The organism is Pedobacter hartonius (assembly GCF_900107535.1).
Lineage (GTDB): Bacteria > Bacteroidota > Bacteroidia > Sphingobacteriales > Sphingobacteriaceae > Pedobacter > Pedobacter hartonius.
Map to the genome: position 1 here is coordinate 17,983 of NZ_FNRA01000013.1, position 18,707 is coordinate 36,689.

13 protein-coding genes are annotated in these 18,707 nt (G+C 44.4%); 6 read left to right on the forward strand and 7 right to left on the reverse strand.

Going from position 1 to position 18,707, the window contains the following annotated elements:
* Window positions 1-2 precede the first annotated feature (2 nt).
* The 4 genes from ftsA (at window position 3) to BLW16_RS19240 (ending at window position 4,980) form a co-directional block, all read left to right on the forward strand.
* The gene (gene ftsA / locus BLW16_RS19225; RefSeq protein ID WP_090559503.1) at window positions 3-1,364 is read left to right on the forward strand and encodes a cell division protein FtsA; all 1,362 of its coding nucleotides are present in this window, start codon (window positions 3-5) and stop codon (window positions 1,362-1,364) included.
* A gap of 129 nt (window positions 1,365-1,493) precedes the next feature.
* Window positions 1,494-3,131, forward strand: a complete 1,638-nt coding sequence (gene ftsZ / locus BLW16_RS19230) for a cell division protein FtsZ (RefSeq protein WP_090559504.1) — start codon at window positions 1,494-1,496, stop codon at window positions 3,129-3,131.
* Between the two features lie 168 nt (window positions 3,132-3,299).
* The gene (locus BLW16_RS19235; RefSeq protein WP_090559505.1) at window positions 3,300-4,541 is read left to right on the forward strand and encodes an aminotransferase class I/II-fold pyridoxal phosphate-dependent enzyme; all 1,242 of its coding nucleotides are present in this window, start codon (window positions 3,300-3,302) and stop codon (window positions 4,539-4,541) included.
* A gap of 259 nt (window positions 4,542-4,800) precedes the next feature.
* On the forward strand, window positions 4,801-4,980 hold the full coding sequence (locus tag BLW16_RS19240) for a histone H1 (RefSeq protein WP_090559506.1): 180 nt from the start codon (window positions 4,801-4,803) through the stop codon (window positions 4,978-4,980).
* A gap of 53 nt (window positions 4,981-5,033) precedes the next feature.
* On the opposite strand, the gene dapA is transcribed toward BLW16_RS19240, so the two are convergent.
* Genes dapA through BLW16_RS19255 form a run of 3 tightly spaced genes read right to left on the reverse strand, consistent with a single transcriptional unit; the run spans window position 5,034 to window position 8,657 of the window.
* Window positions 5,034-5,915 (reverse strand): 4-hydroxy-tetrahydrodipicolinate synthase, encoded by an 882-nt coding sequence (gene dapA / locus BLW16_RS19245; protein ID WP_090559507.1) that lies wholly within the window; start codon window positions 5,913-5,915, stop codon window positions 5,034-5,036.
* 14 nt (window positions 5,916-5,929) lie between these two features.
* On the reverse strand, window positions 5,930-7,942 hold the full coding sequence (gene ligA / locus BLW16_RS19250; RefSeq protein WP_090559508.1) for an NAD-dependent DNA ligase LigA: 2,013 nt from the start codon (window positions 7,940-7,942) through the stop codon (window positions 5,930-5,932).
* 37 nt (window positions 7,943-7,979) lie between these two features.
* Window positions 7,980-8,657 carry an ACP phosphodiesterase gene (locus BLW16_RS19255; protein WP_090559509.1) on the reverse strand — a complete coding sequence of 226 codons (678 nt, stop codon included), beginning with the start codon at window positions 8,655-8,657 and terminating at the stop codon, window positions 7,980-7,982.
* Between the two features lie 62 nt (window positions 8,658-8,719).
* On the opposite strand from BLW16_RS19255, the gene tyrS reads away from it, so the two are divergent.
* On the forward strand, window positions 8,720-10,006 hold the full coding sequence (tyrS, locus tag BLW16_RS19260) for a tyrosine--tRNA ligase (RefSeq protein ID WP_090559510.1): 1,287 nt from the start codon (window positions 8,720-8,722) through the stop codon (window positions 10,004-10,006).
* An 82-nt stretch (window positions 10,007-10,088) separates the two neighbouring features.
* Here tyrS and BLW16_RS19265 read toward each other — a convergent pair whose 3' ends face one another.
* From BLW16_RS19265 to BLW16_RS19275, 3 genes are read right to left on the reverse strand one after another with little or no spacing between them, the layout of a single operon-like run.
* The gene (locus BLW16_RS19265; RefSeq protein ID WP_394332040.1) at window positions 10,089-11,072 is read right to left on the reverse strand and encodes a LuxE/PaaK family acyltransferase; all 984 of its coding nucleotides are present in this window, start codon (window positions 11,070-11,072) and stop codon (window positions 10,089-10,091) included.
* A 15-nt stretch (window positions 11,073-11,087) separates the two neighbouring features.
* Window positions 11,088-11,444: a hypothetical protein gene (locus BLW16_RS19270; protein ID WP_090559511.1), complete on the reverse strand. Its 357-nt coding sequence runs from the start codon at window positions 11,442-11,444 to the stop codon at window positions 11,088-11,090.
* 3 nt (window positions 11,445-11,447) lie between these two features.
* Entirely contained in the window at window positions 11,448-13,889 is a 2,442-nt protein-coding gene (locus BLW16_RS19275; RefSeq protein WP_090559629.1) for a penicillin acylase family protein, read from the reverse strand.
* Window positions 13,890-14,666: 777 nt separating this feature from the next.
* On the opposite strand from BLW16_RS19275, the gene BLW16_RS19280 reads away from it, so the two are divergent.
* Window positions 14,667-17,498 (forward strand): TonB-dependent receptor, encoded by a 2,832-nt coding sequence (locus BLW16_RS19280; RefSeq protein ID WP_090559512.1) that lies wholly within the window; start codon window positions 14,667-14,669, stop codon window positions 17,496-17,498.
* A gap of 250 nt (window positions 17,499-17,748) precedes the next feature.
* Here the strand turns inward: BLW16_RS19280 and BLW16_RS19285 are convergent, their stop codons facing one another.
* On the reverse strand, window positions 17,749-18,519 hold the full coding sequence (locus BLW16_RS19285; protein WP_139298359.1) for a hypothetical protein: 771 nt from the start codon (window positions 18,517-18,519) through the stop codon (window positions 17,749-17,751).
* Window positions 18,520-18,707 lie beyond the last annotated feature (188 nt).

Here is an 18,707-nt window from a genome sequence, read left to right on the forward strand (position 1 = left end):
TTATGGGCAAAGAGAAAACTACCGTTCAATCTCCGATAGTAGTGGGATTAGATATCGGTACCACTAAAATCTGTGTGATAGTTGGTCGCAGAACACAGCATGGGAAAGTTGAGGTTTTGGGTATAGGCAAAGCGGAATCTGCGGGAGTAACCCGTGGGGTGGTTTCGAATATACAAAAAACTGTACAGGGTATTTCACAAGCTGTTGAGCTGGCAAGCGGCCAGTCTAATGTGGAGGTACGTGTAGTGAATGTTGGCATCGCAGGACAGCATATCAAGAGTTTGCAGCACCGTGGAATCCTGACAAGGAGAGAGTTGAATAATGAGATCAGCAAGAAAGATCTGGATAAGTTAATTGACGATATGTTCAAACTGGTTATGCCCCCGGGAGAAGAGATCATTCATGTACTGCCACAGGAGTTTACTGTTGACAATGAGCCGGGAGTGAAAGACCCGATCGGAATGGCAGGGGTTCGTTTGGAAGCGAATTTCCATATCATCTCCGGACAGGTTACTGCGGTGAAAAATATCATGAGATGTGTAAGCAATGCCGGTTTGCAGACTCAGGAACTGATACTGGAGCCGCTGGCATCTTCTGAATCTGTGTTAAGTGAAGAGGAAAAAGAAGCAGGTATCGCTTTGGTGGATATTGGTGGTGGTACCACGGATATTGCTATTTTCCATGAGGGAATTATCCGCCATACGGCTGTGATCCCATTTGGTGGAAACAGCGTAACTGAGGATATCCGTGAAGGTTGTTCTGTGATGAGAAACCAGGCAGAACTGCTGAAAACACGTTTCGGATCTGCACTGGCAGAAGAAAACAAGGAGAATGAAATTATCTGCGTACCCGGTTTAAGGGGCAGAGAACCAAAAGAGATATCTGTAAAGAACCTAGCTTATGTCATCCAGGCCCGTATGGAAGAGATCATAGAGCATGTTTATTATGAGATCAAATCTTCAGGGTATGAGAAAAAACTGATCGGTGGTGTAGTGATTACTGGTGGGGGAGCATTATTAAAACATCTTTCCCAGCTGGTTGAATACGTAACAGGTTTAGATTGCCGCGTGGGTTATCCGAATGAGCATTTGTCCAAATACGAGGATATGCCTAAGACCATCTATGATGATCTGAAAAGCCCGATGTATGCAACAAGTGTAGGATTGCTGATCAAAGGGATTCAAAAGGCTGAAGAGCTGATTGAGGAACTTAAACAGCCTGGTGTTTATGTAGAAAAACCGGTAGCTGCAAAAGATAAGGTGAAGCGCAGCGGCGGTGGATTATTTGATAAGTTGTTAGCGAAAACTAAAGACTTCATTAAAGACGACATGAACGTAAGCGATGAGGATTATATAAAACCGTAATATTTATCAACAAAACACAACTTTTCCACATTATACACAGTTGTGGAAAACTAGTGTTGAAAAAGTGTTAATATTACGTTGAGAGATGAACAGGTAGAACCAATTTTTAAGTAACTGATTCATAAATATATGTATTTTGAAATGTTAAAAGATAAGTCATCAATCATCAAGGTAATTGGTGTTGGTGGCGGTGGTGGTAATGCGGTTAACCATATGTACCGTCAGGGAATTGCAGGTGTGGACTTTATAATTTGTAACACCGATGCTCAGGCATTGGAGTTCAGTCCTATACCCAATAAAGTACAGCTAGGTGCAAGTTTAACCGAAGGGATGGGCGCAGGCTCAATTCCCGAAGTTGGAAAAAATTCGGCTATAGAAAATATAGACGATATCAAAAGCATGTTGGGCAGTACGACAAAGATGTTGTTCATCACTGCGGGTATGGGCGGTGGAACCGGTACAGGTGCCAGTCCGATCATTGCCCAGGCAGCGAAGGAGCTTGATATCCTGACTGTTGCGATCATTACTACGCCATTTTCATTTGAAGGCAAGCGCCGTAAGATGCAGGCTGAAGACGGATTGGATGAACTCAAGAAATACGTGGATTCATACCTGGTGATCTCTAATGACAGGTTACGTGAGATCTTCGGTAACCTTACGCTGGGCTCTGCTTTTGCGCAGGCTGACGACATCTTAACGACGGCTGCCAAAGGAATTGCGGAGATCATTACTGTTCCGGGTTATATCAACGTGGATTTTAAGGATGTGCGTACGGTTATGAAAGACAGTGGTGTATCCATCATGGGCAGCTTTGCCTGTGAGGGCGAGAACAGGGCATTGAACGCTGTTGAAGGCGCTCTGGCTTCTCCACTATTAAAAGATAACGAAATTGAAGGTGCAAGATATATATTGCTGAACATCAGTTCTGGTTTACGTGAAGTAACGATGGATGAGGTAGCGATCATTACGGATTATATCCAGGACAAAGCTGGTTTATCAGCAGATCTGATCTGGGGTAACTGTATTGATGAAAACCTGGGTGATAAATTGTCGGTGACCATTATTGCTACCGGTTTTCAGACAACCGAACAACGCGCGCAGGACAAAAAGAATGTAAAGAAAATCTCTTTGCTGACTCCTGAAGAAGCACCACTGGTAAAACCACTGGAGCCGGTGAATTCTTTTATGGAACCTAAAACGGCTGCTCTTTCCAATGAACCTACCATGAAACTGAGGGAAGACATTAAACAGTCTGATCTTTTTGGTGACATGTACAACGGGAACAGGGGAAGACAAACTGAAGAGCCTGACAACGGACTGATCAGGCATACGCTTGTAGAGGAAGAAACTCCTGCCGCTGATGCCAAACAGGAGTCTGCTATTGATTTTGAATTGAAAGTTTCGGAAACTGATTTTGTTTTTGAAAGCCCTAAGACGAATTATGCGGAGCCTGTTGCACAGCAGCAACAGGAAGAAGTAGCTGAACCCGGACTGGATGACGATAAGAGCGATGAGTCTATAGCAGACCAGTTACAAAAGTCTAAAGAAAGGATCATGAGGCTGAAAGACCTGAGCATGAAACTGCGCACTACGAATGGTTTACAGGAGATGGAAAATGAGCCCGCCTATAAACGCAAACAAATGCAGCTGCAGCAAGTACAGCACTCTTCTGAATCACAGGTGTCAAGATTTACCTTAAGTAATGATGAAGACGGAGGCACTGAAATCAGGCCTAATAATTCATTCCTTCACGATAATGTTGATTAACCATTTCTAAATTTTAACAGAAAGCCTTAACAGTAATATTGTTAGGGCTTTTTTTGCATACTATTCATTGCTGCGCCGCGTTCAATGAAGACGTATTTCGTCAACCTTGTTTATCAGCCGCAGAAAGCTTAAATTTGCACCAAATAAGAAAACTTAAATACAGTAACATTGGATATTTTTGAAAAGATAGCAAAACATATGGGGCCTCTTGGGCAACACCAAAAATGGTCACATGGATATTTTTCCTTTCCTAAATTAGAAGGAGAAATTGCACCGCATATGAATTTTCGGGGTAAAGAGCATTTGGTTTGGAGTTTAAACAACTATCTGGGTTTAGCTAATCACCCGGAGGTGAGAGAAGCCGACCAGAAAGGCGCGGCTGATTTCGGAATGGCTTATCCAATGGGAGCCCGCATGATGTCCGGAAACTCCAAGTACCATGAGCAGCTGGAAAGTGAACTGGCGGCTTTTGTGGGCAAACCGGATGCGTTCCTGCTTAATTTTGGTTACCAGGGTATGTTATCGATTATCGATTGCCTTGTTGACAGAAATGATGTTATTGTATATGACGGCGAATGCCATGCGTGTATCATTGATGGCCTGCGCCTTCATGTAGGTAAACGTTTTGTATATAAACATAATGATATTGAAAGTGCCCGCAAGCAGCTTGAACGTGCTACAAAGTTGGTTGAAACAACCGGTGGAGGTATCCTGGTGATTACTGAAGGCGTTTTTGGAATGTCCGGTGCACAGGGCAAGATCAGGGATATCATTGAACTGAAAAAAGATTTTAACTTCCGCCTGCTGATTGATGATGCACACGGGTTTGGTACCATGGGTAAAACCGGTGCCGGAACCCATGAAGAGCAGGACAGCATTGATGGTGTTGACATCTATTTTGCGACATTTGCGAAATCTATGGCCGGAATTGGCGCTTTTGTTGCCTCTACTGAAGAAATTACTAATTTCCTGCGCTATAACATGCGTTCACAGACCTTTGCAAAGGCTTTGCCTATGCCAATGGTAATTGGCTTGCTGAAACGGCTGGAGCTGCTTAAAAACAATCCTGAACTGAGAGAACGTCTCTGGAATATTGCCACTACTTTGCAAAAGGGACTGCGTGACCGTGGTTTTGACCTGGGAATTACTGATACTATGGTAACTCCTGTATTTTTGAAAGGTGAACTGCAGCAAGCCACTGCCCTTACACTTGATCTTCGTGAAAATTATGGAATTTTCTGCTCCATAGTGATCTATCCTGTAATCCCGAAAGGCCTGATTGAACTGCGCCTGATCCCAACCGCTATGCACACCCTTGAGGACGTGCAGCGCACACTCGAGGCATTTAGTGAAATTGCTGATAAATTAAATAGGGGCCATTATAATGATAATAAGTTTAGCGCCCAATAGCCAAAATCTAATTCATAAAAATGCCCTTTAAAGTGATTTAAAGGGCATTTTTCATTTTGCTTGTTTTTTATCTGCTTAATTACCAGTTCTATGGGTTTGATTTTGCACGAAATTTGTTAATAACCCGTCTTTTTGTGGAAAAAAAGGCGGTTTCACGGTTTTTTTTTCTTAAATTAAATTTTCATTTATTAGAATAATCCGCTTACATTAGTAATTAAGTATTAATCAAACCTAAAATATAAACCAAAAGGTAATTAGAATGAAAAAATTTGATGACTTAAAAAAACTCGTGACTTCATTGGAAGCAGACGCAGACAAGTTTTACAACAAGACTAACAATGCTGCCGGTACACGTGTACGGAAAGGAATGCAGGATCTTAAAAACATAGCCCAGGCTATTCGTTTAGAGATCCAGGAAGCAAAAAACAAAGAAGCTTAACCAATTTCTTAGTTATTTATGATCAGCGCCCCGGTATAAACGGGGCGCTTTTTTTATTTCCTGATTTTGTTAATCTGGGAAACGATATCCTGTGTCAGCCCCGCTGAAGCAGCTACCAATGGCAGTCGCACCGCATCACCGCAAACGCCAAAATGCTTTAAAGCGGCCTTTACGCCCGCAGGATTGCCTTCAACAAACATCAGGCGTGTGAATTCAATTAACTGCTGGTGAAGCGGCTGAGCGGCTTTAAAATCGCCTCTGAGACATGCCCTCACCATCTCGGAAGTTTCCAGCGGTAAAGCATTGCCTGATACGGAAATTAAGCCCACAGCACCAAGGGCGATCATTGGCAATGTTACCGGATCATCACCGGAGATCAGCATGAAATCTGCTGGCTTATCCCTCATGATCTGGTTGAATTGGTCAAAATTGCCCGATGCCTCCTTGGTACCTATAATATTTTTGAAGTCCGTTGCCAGTCTGCATGTTGTTTCTGCACTTACATTACTGGCTGTACGGCCAGGTACATTATATAAAAATACAGACAGGTCAGTTGCTTCACTGATAGCCTTATAGTGCTGATATATCCCTTCCTGGGTAGGTTTATTATAGTATGGACTTGCAGACAGGATCGCATCATAGCCATTTTTGTCAAATTCTCTGATCGCTTCTACCACTTCCGCAGTATAGTTCCCGCCAATACCTGCAACGAGAGGTAATCTTCCGTTGTTTATTTCTGCTGTGTACGCCCAGATCTTCTTCTTTTCGTCCTTATTGAGTGTTGCCGACTCTCCTGTGGTACCCAACGATACCAGGTATTCTACCTTTCCGTCGATCTGGTAGTTGATCAGTTTTTTTAAACCGTCGTAATCTACCGATCCATCTGCATTAAATGGTGTAACCAGCGCTACACCCGTTCCATGAAATCTGTTCATTTTTTTAACTTTTTTTACTTCAATAGCTCTATTAAATCTTCCTCCGAGATCAAAGGAACATTTAGTTTTTGGGCTTTCTCTAATTTAGACGGGCCCATATTATCGCCGGCAAGGAGATAGTTCAGCTTTGCAGAAATGCTGCTCAATATTTTTCCGCCGTTGTTTTCAATCATTTCTTTCAGTTCTTCCCTGCTGTGATTTTCAAAAACCCCCGAAATTACGAATGTTTTTCCAGTTAATTTGTTACTTTCCAATGTAATCACTGTGTTTACCACTTCAAACTGTAAACCATGGGATTTCAGCAGGTTAATTTGTTCCATATGTGCCGGGTTTCCAAAGTATTCAATAATACTTTCCGCAATCCGCTCCCCGATTTCATCTATGGCAGTCAGCTCTTCCAGCGAAGCAGCAGCTAAATTGTCTATATTTCTTGTGCCCAAAGCCAGTTTCCTTGCTACGGTTTCTCCAACATAGCGTATTCCCAGACCGAAAAGCACCTTTTCAAATGGCATTTGTTTAGACAGCTCTATACCTTTCAGCATATTTTCTATAGAGCGCTCTCCGAACCTTTCGATGGTCTTGAGTGATTCAGCTTTGTCTTTCAGCACATACAGGTCACTGATATGGTTAACCAGGCCTTTCTGGTAAAAAGACTCAATGGTTTCATCTCCCAGGCCGTCAATGTTCATTGCCTTGCGGGAGATAAAATGCTGGATCTTACCTACGATCTGCGGCGGACAAGCCTCGTCATTAGGGCAGTAGAAGGCTACTTCTCCCTCTTTGCGGATCAGCAATGTGCCACATTCCGGACAGTTCAGCGGGTAAATTACCTTTTCTGCACCGGGCTTTCGTTTTTCAAGGTTCACGTTCATGATCTTGGGAATGATCTCTCCGCCCTTTTCCACAAAAACACTGTCCCCAAAGTGGAGGTCAAGCCGTTCAATCTCATTGGCATTATGCAGCGTTGCCCGCTTGACCGTAGTCCCGGCCAGCAGCACAGGTTTCAGGTTAGCTACCGGAGTGACCGCACCTGTTCTCCCTACCTGGTAACTCACCCTTTCAAGCAGCGTTTCCACTTCTTCGGCCTTATATTTATAGGAGATGGCCCATCTTGGTGATTTTGCAGTGAAGCCAAGCTCCTGCTGCTGCGTAAAGCTGTTCACCTTGATCACGATGCCGTCAATATCATAGGTCAGCTTAAAGCGCTCTTTCTCCCAGTGATGGATAAATTCCAGTACTTCTTCAATGCTGCCACTTAACCTGGTATGTTCAGACACATGGAAGCCCCATGTTTTGAGGGCCTGCAGGCTTTCCCAGTGTGTTTTATAGTGTTCTTTTTCGGTATTTAACGAATAAAAAAAAGCGTCCAGCGGCCTTTTGGATACTTCCTTCGGGTCCTGCATTTTGATCGTGCCTGACGCAAAATTACGCGGGTTGGCATACGGAATATCTCCGAGCTCTTCTCTTTCCCTGTTCAGCCTTTCAAAAGCCGCCCTGTGCATAAATATTTCTCCGCGCACTTCAAACAAAGGTGGGGTGTCTGCCTTCTTCAGGTGGTGGGGGATATTGCTGATTGTCTTTACATTCGATGTTACCTCGTCTCCTTTGGTACCGTCTCCGCGTGTAACAGCCCTTAACAGCTGGTTGTCCTGGTAGCTTAAGCTGATGGAGAGGCCATCGAACTTCAGTTCGCATACGTATTCGAAGTTATCGCCAATGGCTTTTTTGATGCGCTCGTCAAAATCACGCAGGTCCTGCTCATTATACGTATTGCCTAAAGAGAGCATTGGCCATCTGTGTTTTACGGTGACGAAGTTTTTGGTGATATCGCCCCCAACTTTCAGCGTGGGCGAATCCGGGTCTGCAAACCCGGGGTGCTCTTTTTCCAGCCGGCTGAGTTCTTCCAGTTTTTTATCAAACTCATAATCGGCGATGGTAGGCATCGCCAAAACATAATAATTATAGCTATGCTGGTTAAGTTCCTTAACCAGTGCATCCATGGTGTCCTGAACAGAAGATTGTGACATAAGGCGAAGGTAAAAAAGGAATAGGATTTTTTGTGATTTATTTATTCAGTTCGGCCCCAATTTCGTCAAAGATCAGCAGAAAGTTGTATTCCAGCTGCTGCTTAAATTCCTCCAGCTTCAGGGTAAGGATATCCAGCTGTGCCTGGGTGAAAGGGTCTGCCCATAAGCGCATACAGATCCGGTTGAGCGAATACGTGATATTTTCGATCTTTTCATAACTGAAAAGGTAGCGGCTGGAAATAAAATCGTTCAGGAACTTGTCAAACAGGTGCTGATCGGGCAGCCGTGCAAGTCGCAGGAACCCGTTCAGCGATTCAGAATGTGCAGACTGCAGCTGCCGGTAAAAACTATCTGTATCGACGATGTTCCGGGTGAGCAGTAAATGGTCAAGGATCAGCTCCAACCCGATATGGGCAAGAAAAAAGGCCTTTACAGGGCCCGTTTCTACCGCGGGCAGGATCATCTTTTTAAGAATGGCCGTTTGTGTCCTGAAGAATTCGGAAGAGTGAAACAGCCTGTCTACTTCAAGATGCCTTTTCCAGCCGGTAAGCAGGGCATCGTATTCAGGCACATCGCGGTACAGGTATTCATCTTTCTGGGGGTTGAGGTTCCAGCTCTTGTCTGCATTTTTAATCAGATCGGGCAACACTACGCCCATTACGATGTAATCGTTAATGTTTTCGCGCTCAAAATAAAAATGTGAAAGGAAGTTCATCGCTTTAAAAGTAGAAATTTTTTAACAAGGCTTTTCTTATCTTTGCCAAAAAGTATAGAAGAATGACCAATTTTGTTGACGAATTAAGATGGAGAGGCATGTTACATGATATCATGCCCAATGCGGAAGATAAATTAAATGAAGGCATGTGCTCGGGATATATTGGCTTTGATCCTACAGCAGATTCTTTACATGTTGGTCACCTTACTCAGATCATGACGCTCATTCACTTTCAGCATGCCGGCCATAAGCCTTTTGCGCTGGTTGGCGGGGCAACGGGCATGGTGGGTGACCCCTCGGGTAAGTCGGCCGAGAGGAACCTGCTCAATGAAGAAACCCTGGCCGCCAACCTGGAAGGAATAAAAAAGCAGCTGAAACAATTCCTGATCTTTAGTGATGAAGGCAATGGTGCGGTGATGGTGAACAATGCAGACTGGTTTAAGAATTTCAGCTTTCTGGATTTTATCAGGGACGTGGGAAAACACATCACTGTAAATTACATGATGGCCAAAGACAGCGTAAAAAAACGTTTGGAAGGAGATACGGGAATGTCGTTCACCGAATTCAGCTACCAGCTGGTACAGGGATACGATTTCTATTATTTATGGAAAAACTACAACTGTACGATACAAATGGGCGGATCGGACCAGTGGGGAAATATTGTGACCGGTACAGAACTGATCAGGAGAAAGGACAGCGGAACGGCCTATGGGATGACCACACAGCTGATCAAAAAATCAGATGGCACCAAGTTCGGCAAAACCGAGAGCGGAGCGATATGGCTTAACCCGGAGAAAACTTCGCCTTACAAATTTTACCAGTTCTGGCTGAATGCCACCGATGCTGATGCCAAAATGTGGATCCGCATCTTTACCATGATGGGTAAGGAAGAACTGGAAAAACTGGAAGCAGAACATGATGCAGCACCACACCTGAGGATTCTTCAGAAGGCATTGGCTACAGATATCACGATCAGGACCCACTCTGAAGCTGCATTGGAAACTGCATTAAAAACCTCTGAATTTTTATTTGGCAACGGCGCGCTGTCGTTTTTGGAAGGCTTAAGCCATGCGCATGTGCTGGAGATCTTTGAAGGTGTACCACAGTTTGCGGTAAACCGGGAAGAACTTGCCACCGGGATTGATGTAGCTACTTTACTGGCAGAAAAAACTGCAGTTTTTCCATCAAAAGGAGAGGTGAAGAAAACCATACAGGGTGGCGGGCTGAGTATCAATAAAGAAAAGGTTGCTGAGATCGGAACGTTATATGCTACTGCTAACCTGATCGATAACCAATATATTATCGTTCAGAAAGGGAAGAAGAATTATTTCCTGCTGATTGCAGAATAATAGCGTTAAGCGGGCTGTACTATTGGTATAGCCCGTATGGTTTCTCAGTGCGAAAGGGATGGATTCAGCGTGACGCCATCGTCTATTGTACCAGGAGGTTACATCCCCTGATATCGGCGTTATCAAAACGTCCCAATACTTCGAAAGATCCATCCGGGAATAAGCGGCCCAGATCCTGGGTAGCGATAAACGAGCAGGAATTGATATTGGCGAGATCGATCACGTTGATTCCTCCTGTCTGTTGAGAGCTGAGGAGCGTAAGCGGGTCATTGGTATCCCTTAACACGATTTTCATCCAGTTTGGACACTCAAAAATACCGTTTCCGCTGGAATACGCCTGTGAAAGCAGTTCCGTCATTCCATATTCACTGTGAATGGCATCTACACCAAATCCGCTTTTAAGCAGCTCATGCAGTTCCTCTCTTACCATTTCTTTTCTCTTGCCTTTCATTCCGCCGGTTTCCATCACAATGAGTTCGGGAAAATCCAGCTGAAAGCTCTCCAGAAAATCGAGCAGTGCATAGGTAACGCCAATGAGGATCGTTTTTTTTCCTGATTGTTTCAGATGGGCAAGCTTATGGAACAGGTCTTCATGGTTATGAAGGAAATAGCCACTTTCAAGATTCCGGCTTTGTTTGAGCAGAGCATCTACCATATAGATCAGTGAAGAACCATCTCTTTCCAGATAGGAGGGAAGCAGCGCAAGCAGGCAGGTGTCTTCTGCTGTACCATAGAACTGTTTAAATGCCCTGTTAAAACTTTCTTCGTACAGCGTGACATCTGTTACGAAATGGCGGCTTTGGGTCTGACCGGTTGTGCCTGAACTGCTGAAGATAATTTCTTCGCTGTCCGTATTACTTACCACGCGGTGGGTTTTGAAAAAGCTGATGGGCAGATAGGGTATATCCGCCAGGCTGTTCACCTCCGAAGGATCAATATGCAGGTTGCTGATAAACTGATGATAAGGCGCGCAGTGTGCGGCCTGATGCCTGAATATGGCCATGGCAGCATCGCTAAACTCGTTTTCAAACTGAATGGAAAAGACTGAAGGAATTGAAATTTTCACGCTGCAAAAATACAATTAAAGTTTTGTATTCGATTGATTAGCCAGCACTGCTTTTCGGAAATGGTAACCGCAAAATCCACTCAGGCCGGCTGTAAAGCCACCTACCAGGCTTGAAAGCACAAGGATCCACCACCACGCCTGCAGGCCAAACAGCTGGGCTACACGTGTTACAAGGAGGTTGTGATTGGGCAGCGTTTTGTACAGTGCCATTGCTGTCCATAAAACAAGGATGGCTAAAAATGGGTGCCATAAGGCCACCTTACCCGTTTTTCCGATCAGGCCGCAGGTTGCAAAAGATATCATAACGATGATCCACCAGGGCAGTACCAGTTGAAGTAAAAAAGAAGCGATCAGTATAACAAGAAAAACCATGTGTTATTTTTTTGAGATTGTCAGATGAGAAATAATCTTCCCGCTGGTATCGGCGGCAGAAGACATGAGGTAGAGGTCATACAATTTGCCGCTGGCCCAGGTGCTGATCATGTCATCATAAAAAGGGCTTCCGGGATTGCCGGACTGTCCACCGGGAAATACGCCATGTCCTTTGGGCCTTTTGCCCAATTCAACAACCATTCTCCATGAGGGGCCATTGGCTCCACTCAGTGCGTTGATCGTACCCTTGCCACCATTGGTCATCAATGTCCCGGAGCCGAAACCCTGGAGATTCAGCAGGTGCGGTACATGCGTCTGCCTGAGGTTGGCCCATTCCCATGGTTTACCTATGGGGCCAAATTTCCTTTCCAGGCTATCACAAGCATATTTGAGGGACTCGTTCACCAGATCGTCAAGGGTTTCTTTTGCAGGGGTGCTGACGTTATCAAACCATTTGGAACCGGGATCTTTCAGGATCAGCTCAACGGTACGGTCCCTGGAGGGGTATTGCATAGGAGCGCCCTTACCGGCAAATTCATCATCCCATATATCGAAGAATAAACGTTTTGTCCATAATTCAAAAACACTTGCCCCTACAGCCCTTGCAGTATAGGATCTGTTCCATTTACCCAGGATGTCAAAGGCCTCTTTCTGGGTGGCATTCAGTTTCCCTGGTGATACTCTGGAGAGCAGCGCAGGCAGGATATCTTGTGCAAAGATGCTGTAACTGTCGGTCTGCATTACCGTTATACTGTCAGCTGTTGCTTTATTCATCGCAGTCAGCCTGTCATTGATCCTTTTTCCCCTTTCATAAGAGCCAAACTGCCAGTTGATATAATAGGGGTAGCTCTGGTCTGTGGACGACTGGTTGGCCGAGCTGACAAAATTCCTTGGAGGATTTTTCACGGTGGGGTTCTGTGCTGCGGGAATCCATCCCTGCCAGTCATCCCGGGAACTGGTGCCGTCCAGGATGAATTTGCCCTGGTCTTTATATTTTAAGGGGAATTTACCGTTGGCTGTGATGGCAATATCATTATCTGCCGAGGCGAAGATGAAATTTTGCGCCGGTGCGGTATAATAGGTTAATGCTTTTCTGTAATCTGTATAATTTTTGCCCCGGTTAAGGTAATAGAAAGTCATCAGTTCATTAGACTCATCATGTGCAATCCAGCGTAGTGCCGTGCCTACAGGTACATTGTCTGACAGTCTTACCGGCTTTGCCGGCTTATGAAAGTATACCACGGGCCCATGATGGGTGTAGACTACCGTGTCTGTTTCGTTTTTGCCACCGCGAACCCTGATCACTTCCAGCCTTTTACTGGTGTTCTTCCATTGGCTATCGTACCAGTACTGCTGATGTGAGCTGTCCTTAAATTTGATCTGGTAGTAATCCAGGATATCTGCATCAACGTTGGTTACGCCCCAGGCGGTACGGTCATTAAAACCGATGACGATGCCGGGTGCGCCTGGCAGTGATACGCCGTAGGCATTTAAGCCGGGGGCATTCAGCTGGATCTGGTACCAGACAGAAGGTAAGGTTAAATTTAAATGAGGATCATTGGCAAGGATGGGATAACCGGAGGCAGTTTTTGTACCGGATAGTGCCCAGTTATTGCTTCCTATGCCATCTTCCAGGATATTGGTGCGGACTTTTCCGGTTTTGATCTCCGGAGATGAAGCTGGTGGGGAGGGAACAGGAAGCGGCTTGAAATTCCATGAAGTTCCGGCAGGTATGATCGGATCTTCTCTGTATGGATAATCCGGGAACAGGTCTGCCGTTACTTCAGGGCCAAATTTCTTTATGATATTGGTCATGTAAAATTCTGTGGAGCCCATAGCCAGGGTGGCGGACATCTGTTTGAGCAGCAGTGCGCATTTTAACGGTGTCCAGTCCTCAGGTTTAAAATCCAGAAGTTTATATTCCAGGGGGATTTGTGCAGCAGAGAGGGAGTGAATATATGCATTGATACCATCGGTATAGGCATTGATCATGGCACGCGATTTCGGATCGGCCATCATGCCCCTGAGGGAGTTTTCGGCGCCGTAAACCATACCTATCCTGCGCTGGTATTTGTCAAGCTCAATTGCTTTGTTTCCCACTACCTCAGAGATTCTTCCGGCGGCATAGCGCGTTTGAAAATCCATCTGGAACAGGCGGTTCATCGCAGTAACATAACCCTGCGCAAAATATACATCATGATCATTTTTGGCAAAAATATGGGGAATCAGTCTGTCATCATAAACAATATCTACAGCTTCATTAGTCCCTTTTAGTGCAAGGGAATTGTTTTTTTTCGTTTGGAGCCTTTCTGCATTTTGCCAGAACCCCGTAAAAGGATTGAGGAATTTGAGGAGAGGCAGGAGGTTGCCAAATTTAGTGTTCAGGGCAAAGACCAGTAAAACAGGTATAATGACGCAAATCAATGCTTTTAATTTGTTCCTCATATGGGTTTTAAATTCGCTGTTTTCAATGGATACAATTGATGTTGTACCATATGGCAATTTAAGATAAAACAAGAGAAGTTGTTTAAAAAAATAAGGAATTTCAGAAATGTGATTTTATTCGCATCAGGTCTCTTTTCAGCGCTTCAATGTGTTCCTGAACTTATAGCCGCTAAATCCGCCAACGGCGGCTGGAATTCCTCCTGAAACCACAGTAATCAGTAAGATGATCAGCCATGATTTTAATCAGAATATCCCGGTTATATGGGTAACAAGAAGATGATGATTAGGAAATGTCTTAAATAAGGCGGTTGCCGTCCACAGCACTACAGTGGCAAGGAAAGGCTGCCAGATGGAAGCTTTTATTGCTTTGGCCGGCATAGCGCAGGATCAGTTTTTCGCTGCGGTCTCTTGAAGGGAAGATCAGGGGTGCCGAAGAGCTAAACTCATCATTCCAGATGTCGAAGAACAGGCGGTTAGTCCAAAATTCAAACAGGCCTGGTGCGATGGAATTTGCGGTATAGAAATTTGAGAATAGGGGGTATTTTTCCGAATTTTGTATTCAAAGCAAAGACCAGCAGGTCAGGTATGATGATCCAGATCAGGGCTAAAAATTTTTGTTTCATCATGTTCGGATATAGTCTGAATTAAACACATACCAATTTACGCTGCATTTCAGTGAAAAGTCCTCCCCAAAAACGGGGGTTATTGGGAAAATTATTTATTATCTGAGCTTTGGTAGTTACGTTTGTAGATATTTTTTTACGTAAACCAATTCCAATGATAAAATGTCTACTTAAATTACAGATTTGTGTTAGTCTGCTTTGTTTTGCCGGCCTTGCCCATGCACAATCTACAAAAATCAGCGGTTATGTTGCCGACAAGGCTACTCGCGAGCCCATCTCTGGTGCAGGAATAAGTATTAAAGGGACATCCTTTGTGACCAGGACCGATGCGCAGGGCAAGTTTTACCTGGATATCGACAGGAAACCCCCGCTGAGGCTGGTTGTCTCATTTATCGGATATGCATCTGAAGAGCGTACGGTCACGGGGAGTAAGGATAATATCACCATAGAGCTGGAAACTGCTGCTTTATTGGGCCAGGAAGTGGTGATCTCGGCATCAAGGTTACCCGAACGGATACTGGAATCACCGGTTTCCATCGAGCGCATAGGTGCTGCGGCCATCAAAGAAACTCCCGGGATCTCTTTTTATGACGCACTGAATAATATCAAAGGAGTGGAGGTAAGTACCCAGAGCTTAACATTTAAATCAGTCACTACCAGGGGATTCAATGCGACGGGAAACTTCAGGTTTAACCAATTTGTTGATGGTATGGATAACCAGGCGCCGGGATTGAATTTTGCAATTGGCAATATTATTGGCATGTCAGACCTGGATGTGGATAATGTAGAGTTGCTGCCCGGTGCTTCTTCTGCGTTATATGGCGCAGGAGGCATCAACGGAACTTTACTGATGACCTCTAAGAACCCGTTCCAGTACCAGGGGGTGAGCTTTCAGTTTAAACGTGGGATCAATCATGTGAATGATGACAATTCATCCGTGCAGCCCTTTGACCAGCTGGATGTACGCCTGGCAAAATCCTGGAACAATAAGTTTGGGATAAAGACCACATTTTCTTTTTTACAGGCGAAGGACTGGATTGCGAATAATAACAGCAACTATGACCCCGTTTCGAGGACGGTAAAACCCGGAGACAGAAATTCTGATCCCAATTATAATGGCGTAAATGTATATGGGGATGAGGTGAGCCAGAATGTGAGAAACGTTGCCCAGGCAGTACTTGGTGCCGGGCAGAGTGCCTTTATTAAGCAGTATGGCGATGCTACCGGCGGGATGGTTCCCAGTCAGGAACAGATTAATGGCTTTTTAAGTACCAATCCTCAAACCTCCCCCTTCTATGCAGGGATCAATACGCCAGGCCTGTTGCCCAATGAAAATGTATCCCGGACGGGATACAACGAACGCGATCTGGCAGATTATAACGCACAGTCGCTGAAAACATCAACAGCAGTGTATTATAAGTTTAACAAAACCATAGAAGCCATTGCACAGGCCAACTGGGGGAAAGGAACATCCTTGTACACCGGTTCGGACCGCTATGCGATACGTAATTTTATTATCGGCCAGTATAAACTGGAGTTAAAAGGGGAAGATTTTTTCCTGAGGGGGTATACTACACAGGAGCGTTCTGGTGATTCCTACATCACCTCTATCCTGGGCAGTTATATCAACGAACAATCCAAAGCCTCGCAGCAATGGTTTCCTGAATATGTAGGGAATTATATAGGGGCCAAACTAACCCCTGGTGTTACAGATGCGCAGGCAAGTGCCATTGCCCGTGCAGAGGCAGACAAAGGAAGGTTTGAACCGGGATCACCTGCTTTTGAAACTGCAAAAAATAGGATTATAAACAATACGATCAGTTCTGGAACAGGGGCCAGGTTTAACGATAAAACCAACTTGTACCACTATGAAGGCATGTACAATTTCAGCAACCTGCTGAACAATGTACTGGAATTGCAGGTGGGTGGCTCTTTCAGAAAGTACCAGCTAAGATCGGCAGGAACTATTTTTGACGATCTGGACCGTAAGATCAGTATCGATGAGTTTGGTGCCTTTACGCAAATAGGGAAAAGGTTCTTTAATGATAAACTCAAATTGAGCGCAGCTGGGAGATATGATAAAAGTGAAAATTTTGACGGGCGCTTTACCCCAAGGTTCACTGCAGTATATACCGTTGCGCCAAACCACTACCTCAGGGCTTCTTACCAAACCGGTTTCCGCAATCCAACTACGCATAACCAGTACCTGAACCTGGCTGCAGGCGGCGGATCAATACGGTTGATCGGTGGCCTGCCGGAACTGCTCAACAAATATCAGCTGTATACCAACGTACCCTACACGGCAGCAAGTTATAGTGCATTCCTGAATTCAAACGCCATAGGTATGCCAGATCCCGGTCTTCTGCAGAAATATAACTTTGATCCGAAAGGAATAAAGCCTGAAACTGTACAGGCATATGAAATTGGTTACAAGGCTTTGTTAGTTGATAACCTGCTGCTGGATACCTATGTTTACTACAATTCGTATGAAAACTTTATATCCGAAATACAGGTTTACCAGAATAACGGGGAAGACTTTACTAGTTTTAGTGTGCCTGTGAATGCACATGGTAAGGTGAAAACCTATGGAGGAGCGGTCGGGCTTGATTACCTGATCGGTAAATACAATGTGAGCGGAAACGTGTCCTACAACAATATCGATGATCTGCCTAACGATTATCTGAACGATTTCAATACACCGAAGTACCGTTTTAACCTGGGGCTGGGCAATAAGAATATTGTGAAAAATGTAGGATTTAATGTAGCCTACCGCTGGCAGGGGTCTTATTTCTGGAATTCTCCATTTATATCGGGGCCTGTACCTTCGTATGGAACGGTTGATGCACAGGTTAACCTGAAGATTCCCTCGGTAGATTCGATGATTAAAATCGGTGGTACAAATCTGTTAAATAAGTATTATATCACCTCCTATGGTGATCCTGCAGTAGGTGCGCTGTATTACATTTCATATGGCTTTAATCTTTAATTGCAGGATATTCAGCCCGGAAATATAGGTGATGTTTATCTTTCAATCTTTAACCAGCACTGAACCGGTGATTTCGCAGGAGGATACTTATACGTACGGAGGTGTTCTGCTCAAAGCTGTTGAAGTCATTACCCATTCAAAAACACTTTAAACCAACAATACCCAGCGGGATGGATGATTGTCCAGCCGCCGGGTATTTTCATTTGAGGCATTAATTGTAATTAGTTTTTCATTGAAAGTAATGAAGACCTTATAGGCTGAGGCTCAGTTTAAACTGCAGGTTATGCACTGGTATCTTTTCTTTTCCGGCACTGCTGCCAAGGCTGCCTTCGGTAGCTTCGTAATAGCTGTTTACTTTCCCTGAAACGTAGTCTATTGCAAATCCGATCGCTTTGCGGCGTATGGTAATGCCAAAAGAGGTAGCCAGGCCAAAGGCAATACGGTTTTTGAAAGATTCGGCCTCAAAGCTGTCGTCCATTTCTTCTTTTTGATAGTTCACAAAGGTGAAAGACTGCTGGTTTGGTTCTCCGTAGTTTTGTGAATAGTCGAGATCAAAGAAACGTAATACCGGTGCTACCTGAAAACGGGCATCAATTACCAGTTTTCCTATCGGATTAAATGAAATTACGGGTCCTAGTTTTGAGGAGATAGCTGCGGCGGTTTTTGTGCCCGAAACGTCAATTTCGGTTGCACCGGCTGCCCGGCCGTAGTCTTCCCATTCGTCCATTTTATTATAGTTAAGAGAGATATACGTCCAGTCGAGACCAAAATTTACCGGCTGATTTTCTGCAGACTTTTTTCCAAAATAAAAGATGTGCCCGGTTTCAAAAACATAACCTGTGCCTGCGCCATACCTGCCATCAAAAACGTTTTGTTTCGGACTGAGCTGCTGATCAAGGCCGTCCCCTATTTTATTGATGCCAATCCGTATGTAGCCACTGCGGAAAGCAGATCTTTGCGCAGTCAGCTTTAAGTTAAACACGCAGATGAAGACCATAAAAGGTAGTAAAATTTTGTTCATTTTGAGAGGTTTTAGAATGTTAAAAAAGGAATTGATTGAGGCTAAAGATATTCAGGATCAGTGCGGTATGCAATACTTACCAGTAGGTATATTTTCATATTTTTCACATTTCTGATCACACTGATACGTGTATTTGCGTTGTTGAATTATATCAAATAAACCTTGTCTTTTGATATAATAATTAACAC

Excerpts from the sequence above, each read along its gene's own strand:
- ftsA (WP_090559503.1), top strand. The coding sequence starts at position 3 with ATGGGCAAAGAGAAAACTACCGTTCAATCTCCGATAGTAGTGGGATTA.
- ftsZ (WP_090559504.1), top strand. The coding sequence starts at position 1,494 with ATGTATTTTGAAATGTTAAAAGATAAGTCATCAATCATCAAGGTAATT.
- BLW16_RS19240 (WP_090559506.1), top strand. The coding sequence starts at position 4,801 with ATGAAAAAATTTGATGACTTAAAAAAACTCGTGACTTCATTGGAAGCA.
- dapA (WP_090559507.1), bottom strand. The coding sequence starts at position 5,915 with ATGAACAGATTTCATGGAACGGGTGTAGCGCTGGTTACACCATTTAAT.
- ligA (WP_090559508.1), bottom strand. The coding sequence starts at position 7,942 with ATGTCACAATCTTCTGTTCAGGACACCATGGATGCACTGGTTAAGGAA.
- BLW16_RS19255 (WP_090559509.1), bottom strand. The coding sequence starts at position 8,657 with ATGAACTTCCTTTCACATTTTTATTTTGAGCGCGAAAACATTAACGAT.
- tyrS (WP_090559510.1), top strand. The coding sequence starts at position 8,720 with ATGACCAATTTTGTTGACGAATTAAGATGGAGAGGCATGTTACATGAT.
- BLW16_RS19270 (WP_090559511.1), bottom strand. The coding sequence starts at position 11,444 with ATGGTTTTTCTTGTTATACTGATCGCTTCTTTTTTACTTCAACTGGTA.
- BLW16_RS19275 (WP_090559629.1), bottom strand. The coding sequence starts at position 13,889 with ATGAGGAACAAATTAAAAGCATTGATTTGCGTCATTATACCTGTTTTA.
- BLW16_RS19280 (WP_090559512.1), top strand. The coding sequence starts at position 14,667 with ATGATAAAATGTCTACTTAAATTACAGATTTGTGTTAGTCTGCTTTGT.
- BLW16_RS19285 (WP_139298359.1), bottom strand. The coding sequence starts at position 18,519 with ATGAACAAAATTTTACTACCTTTTATGGTCTTCATCTGCGTGTTTAAC.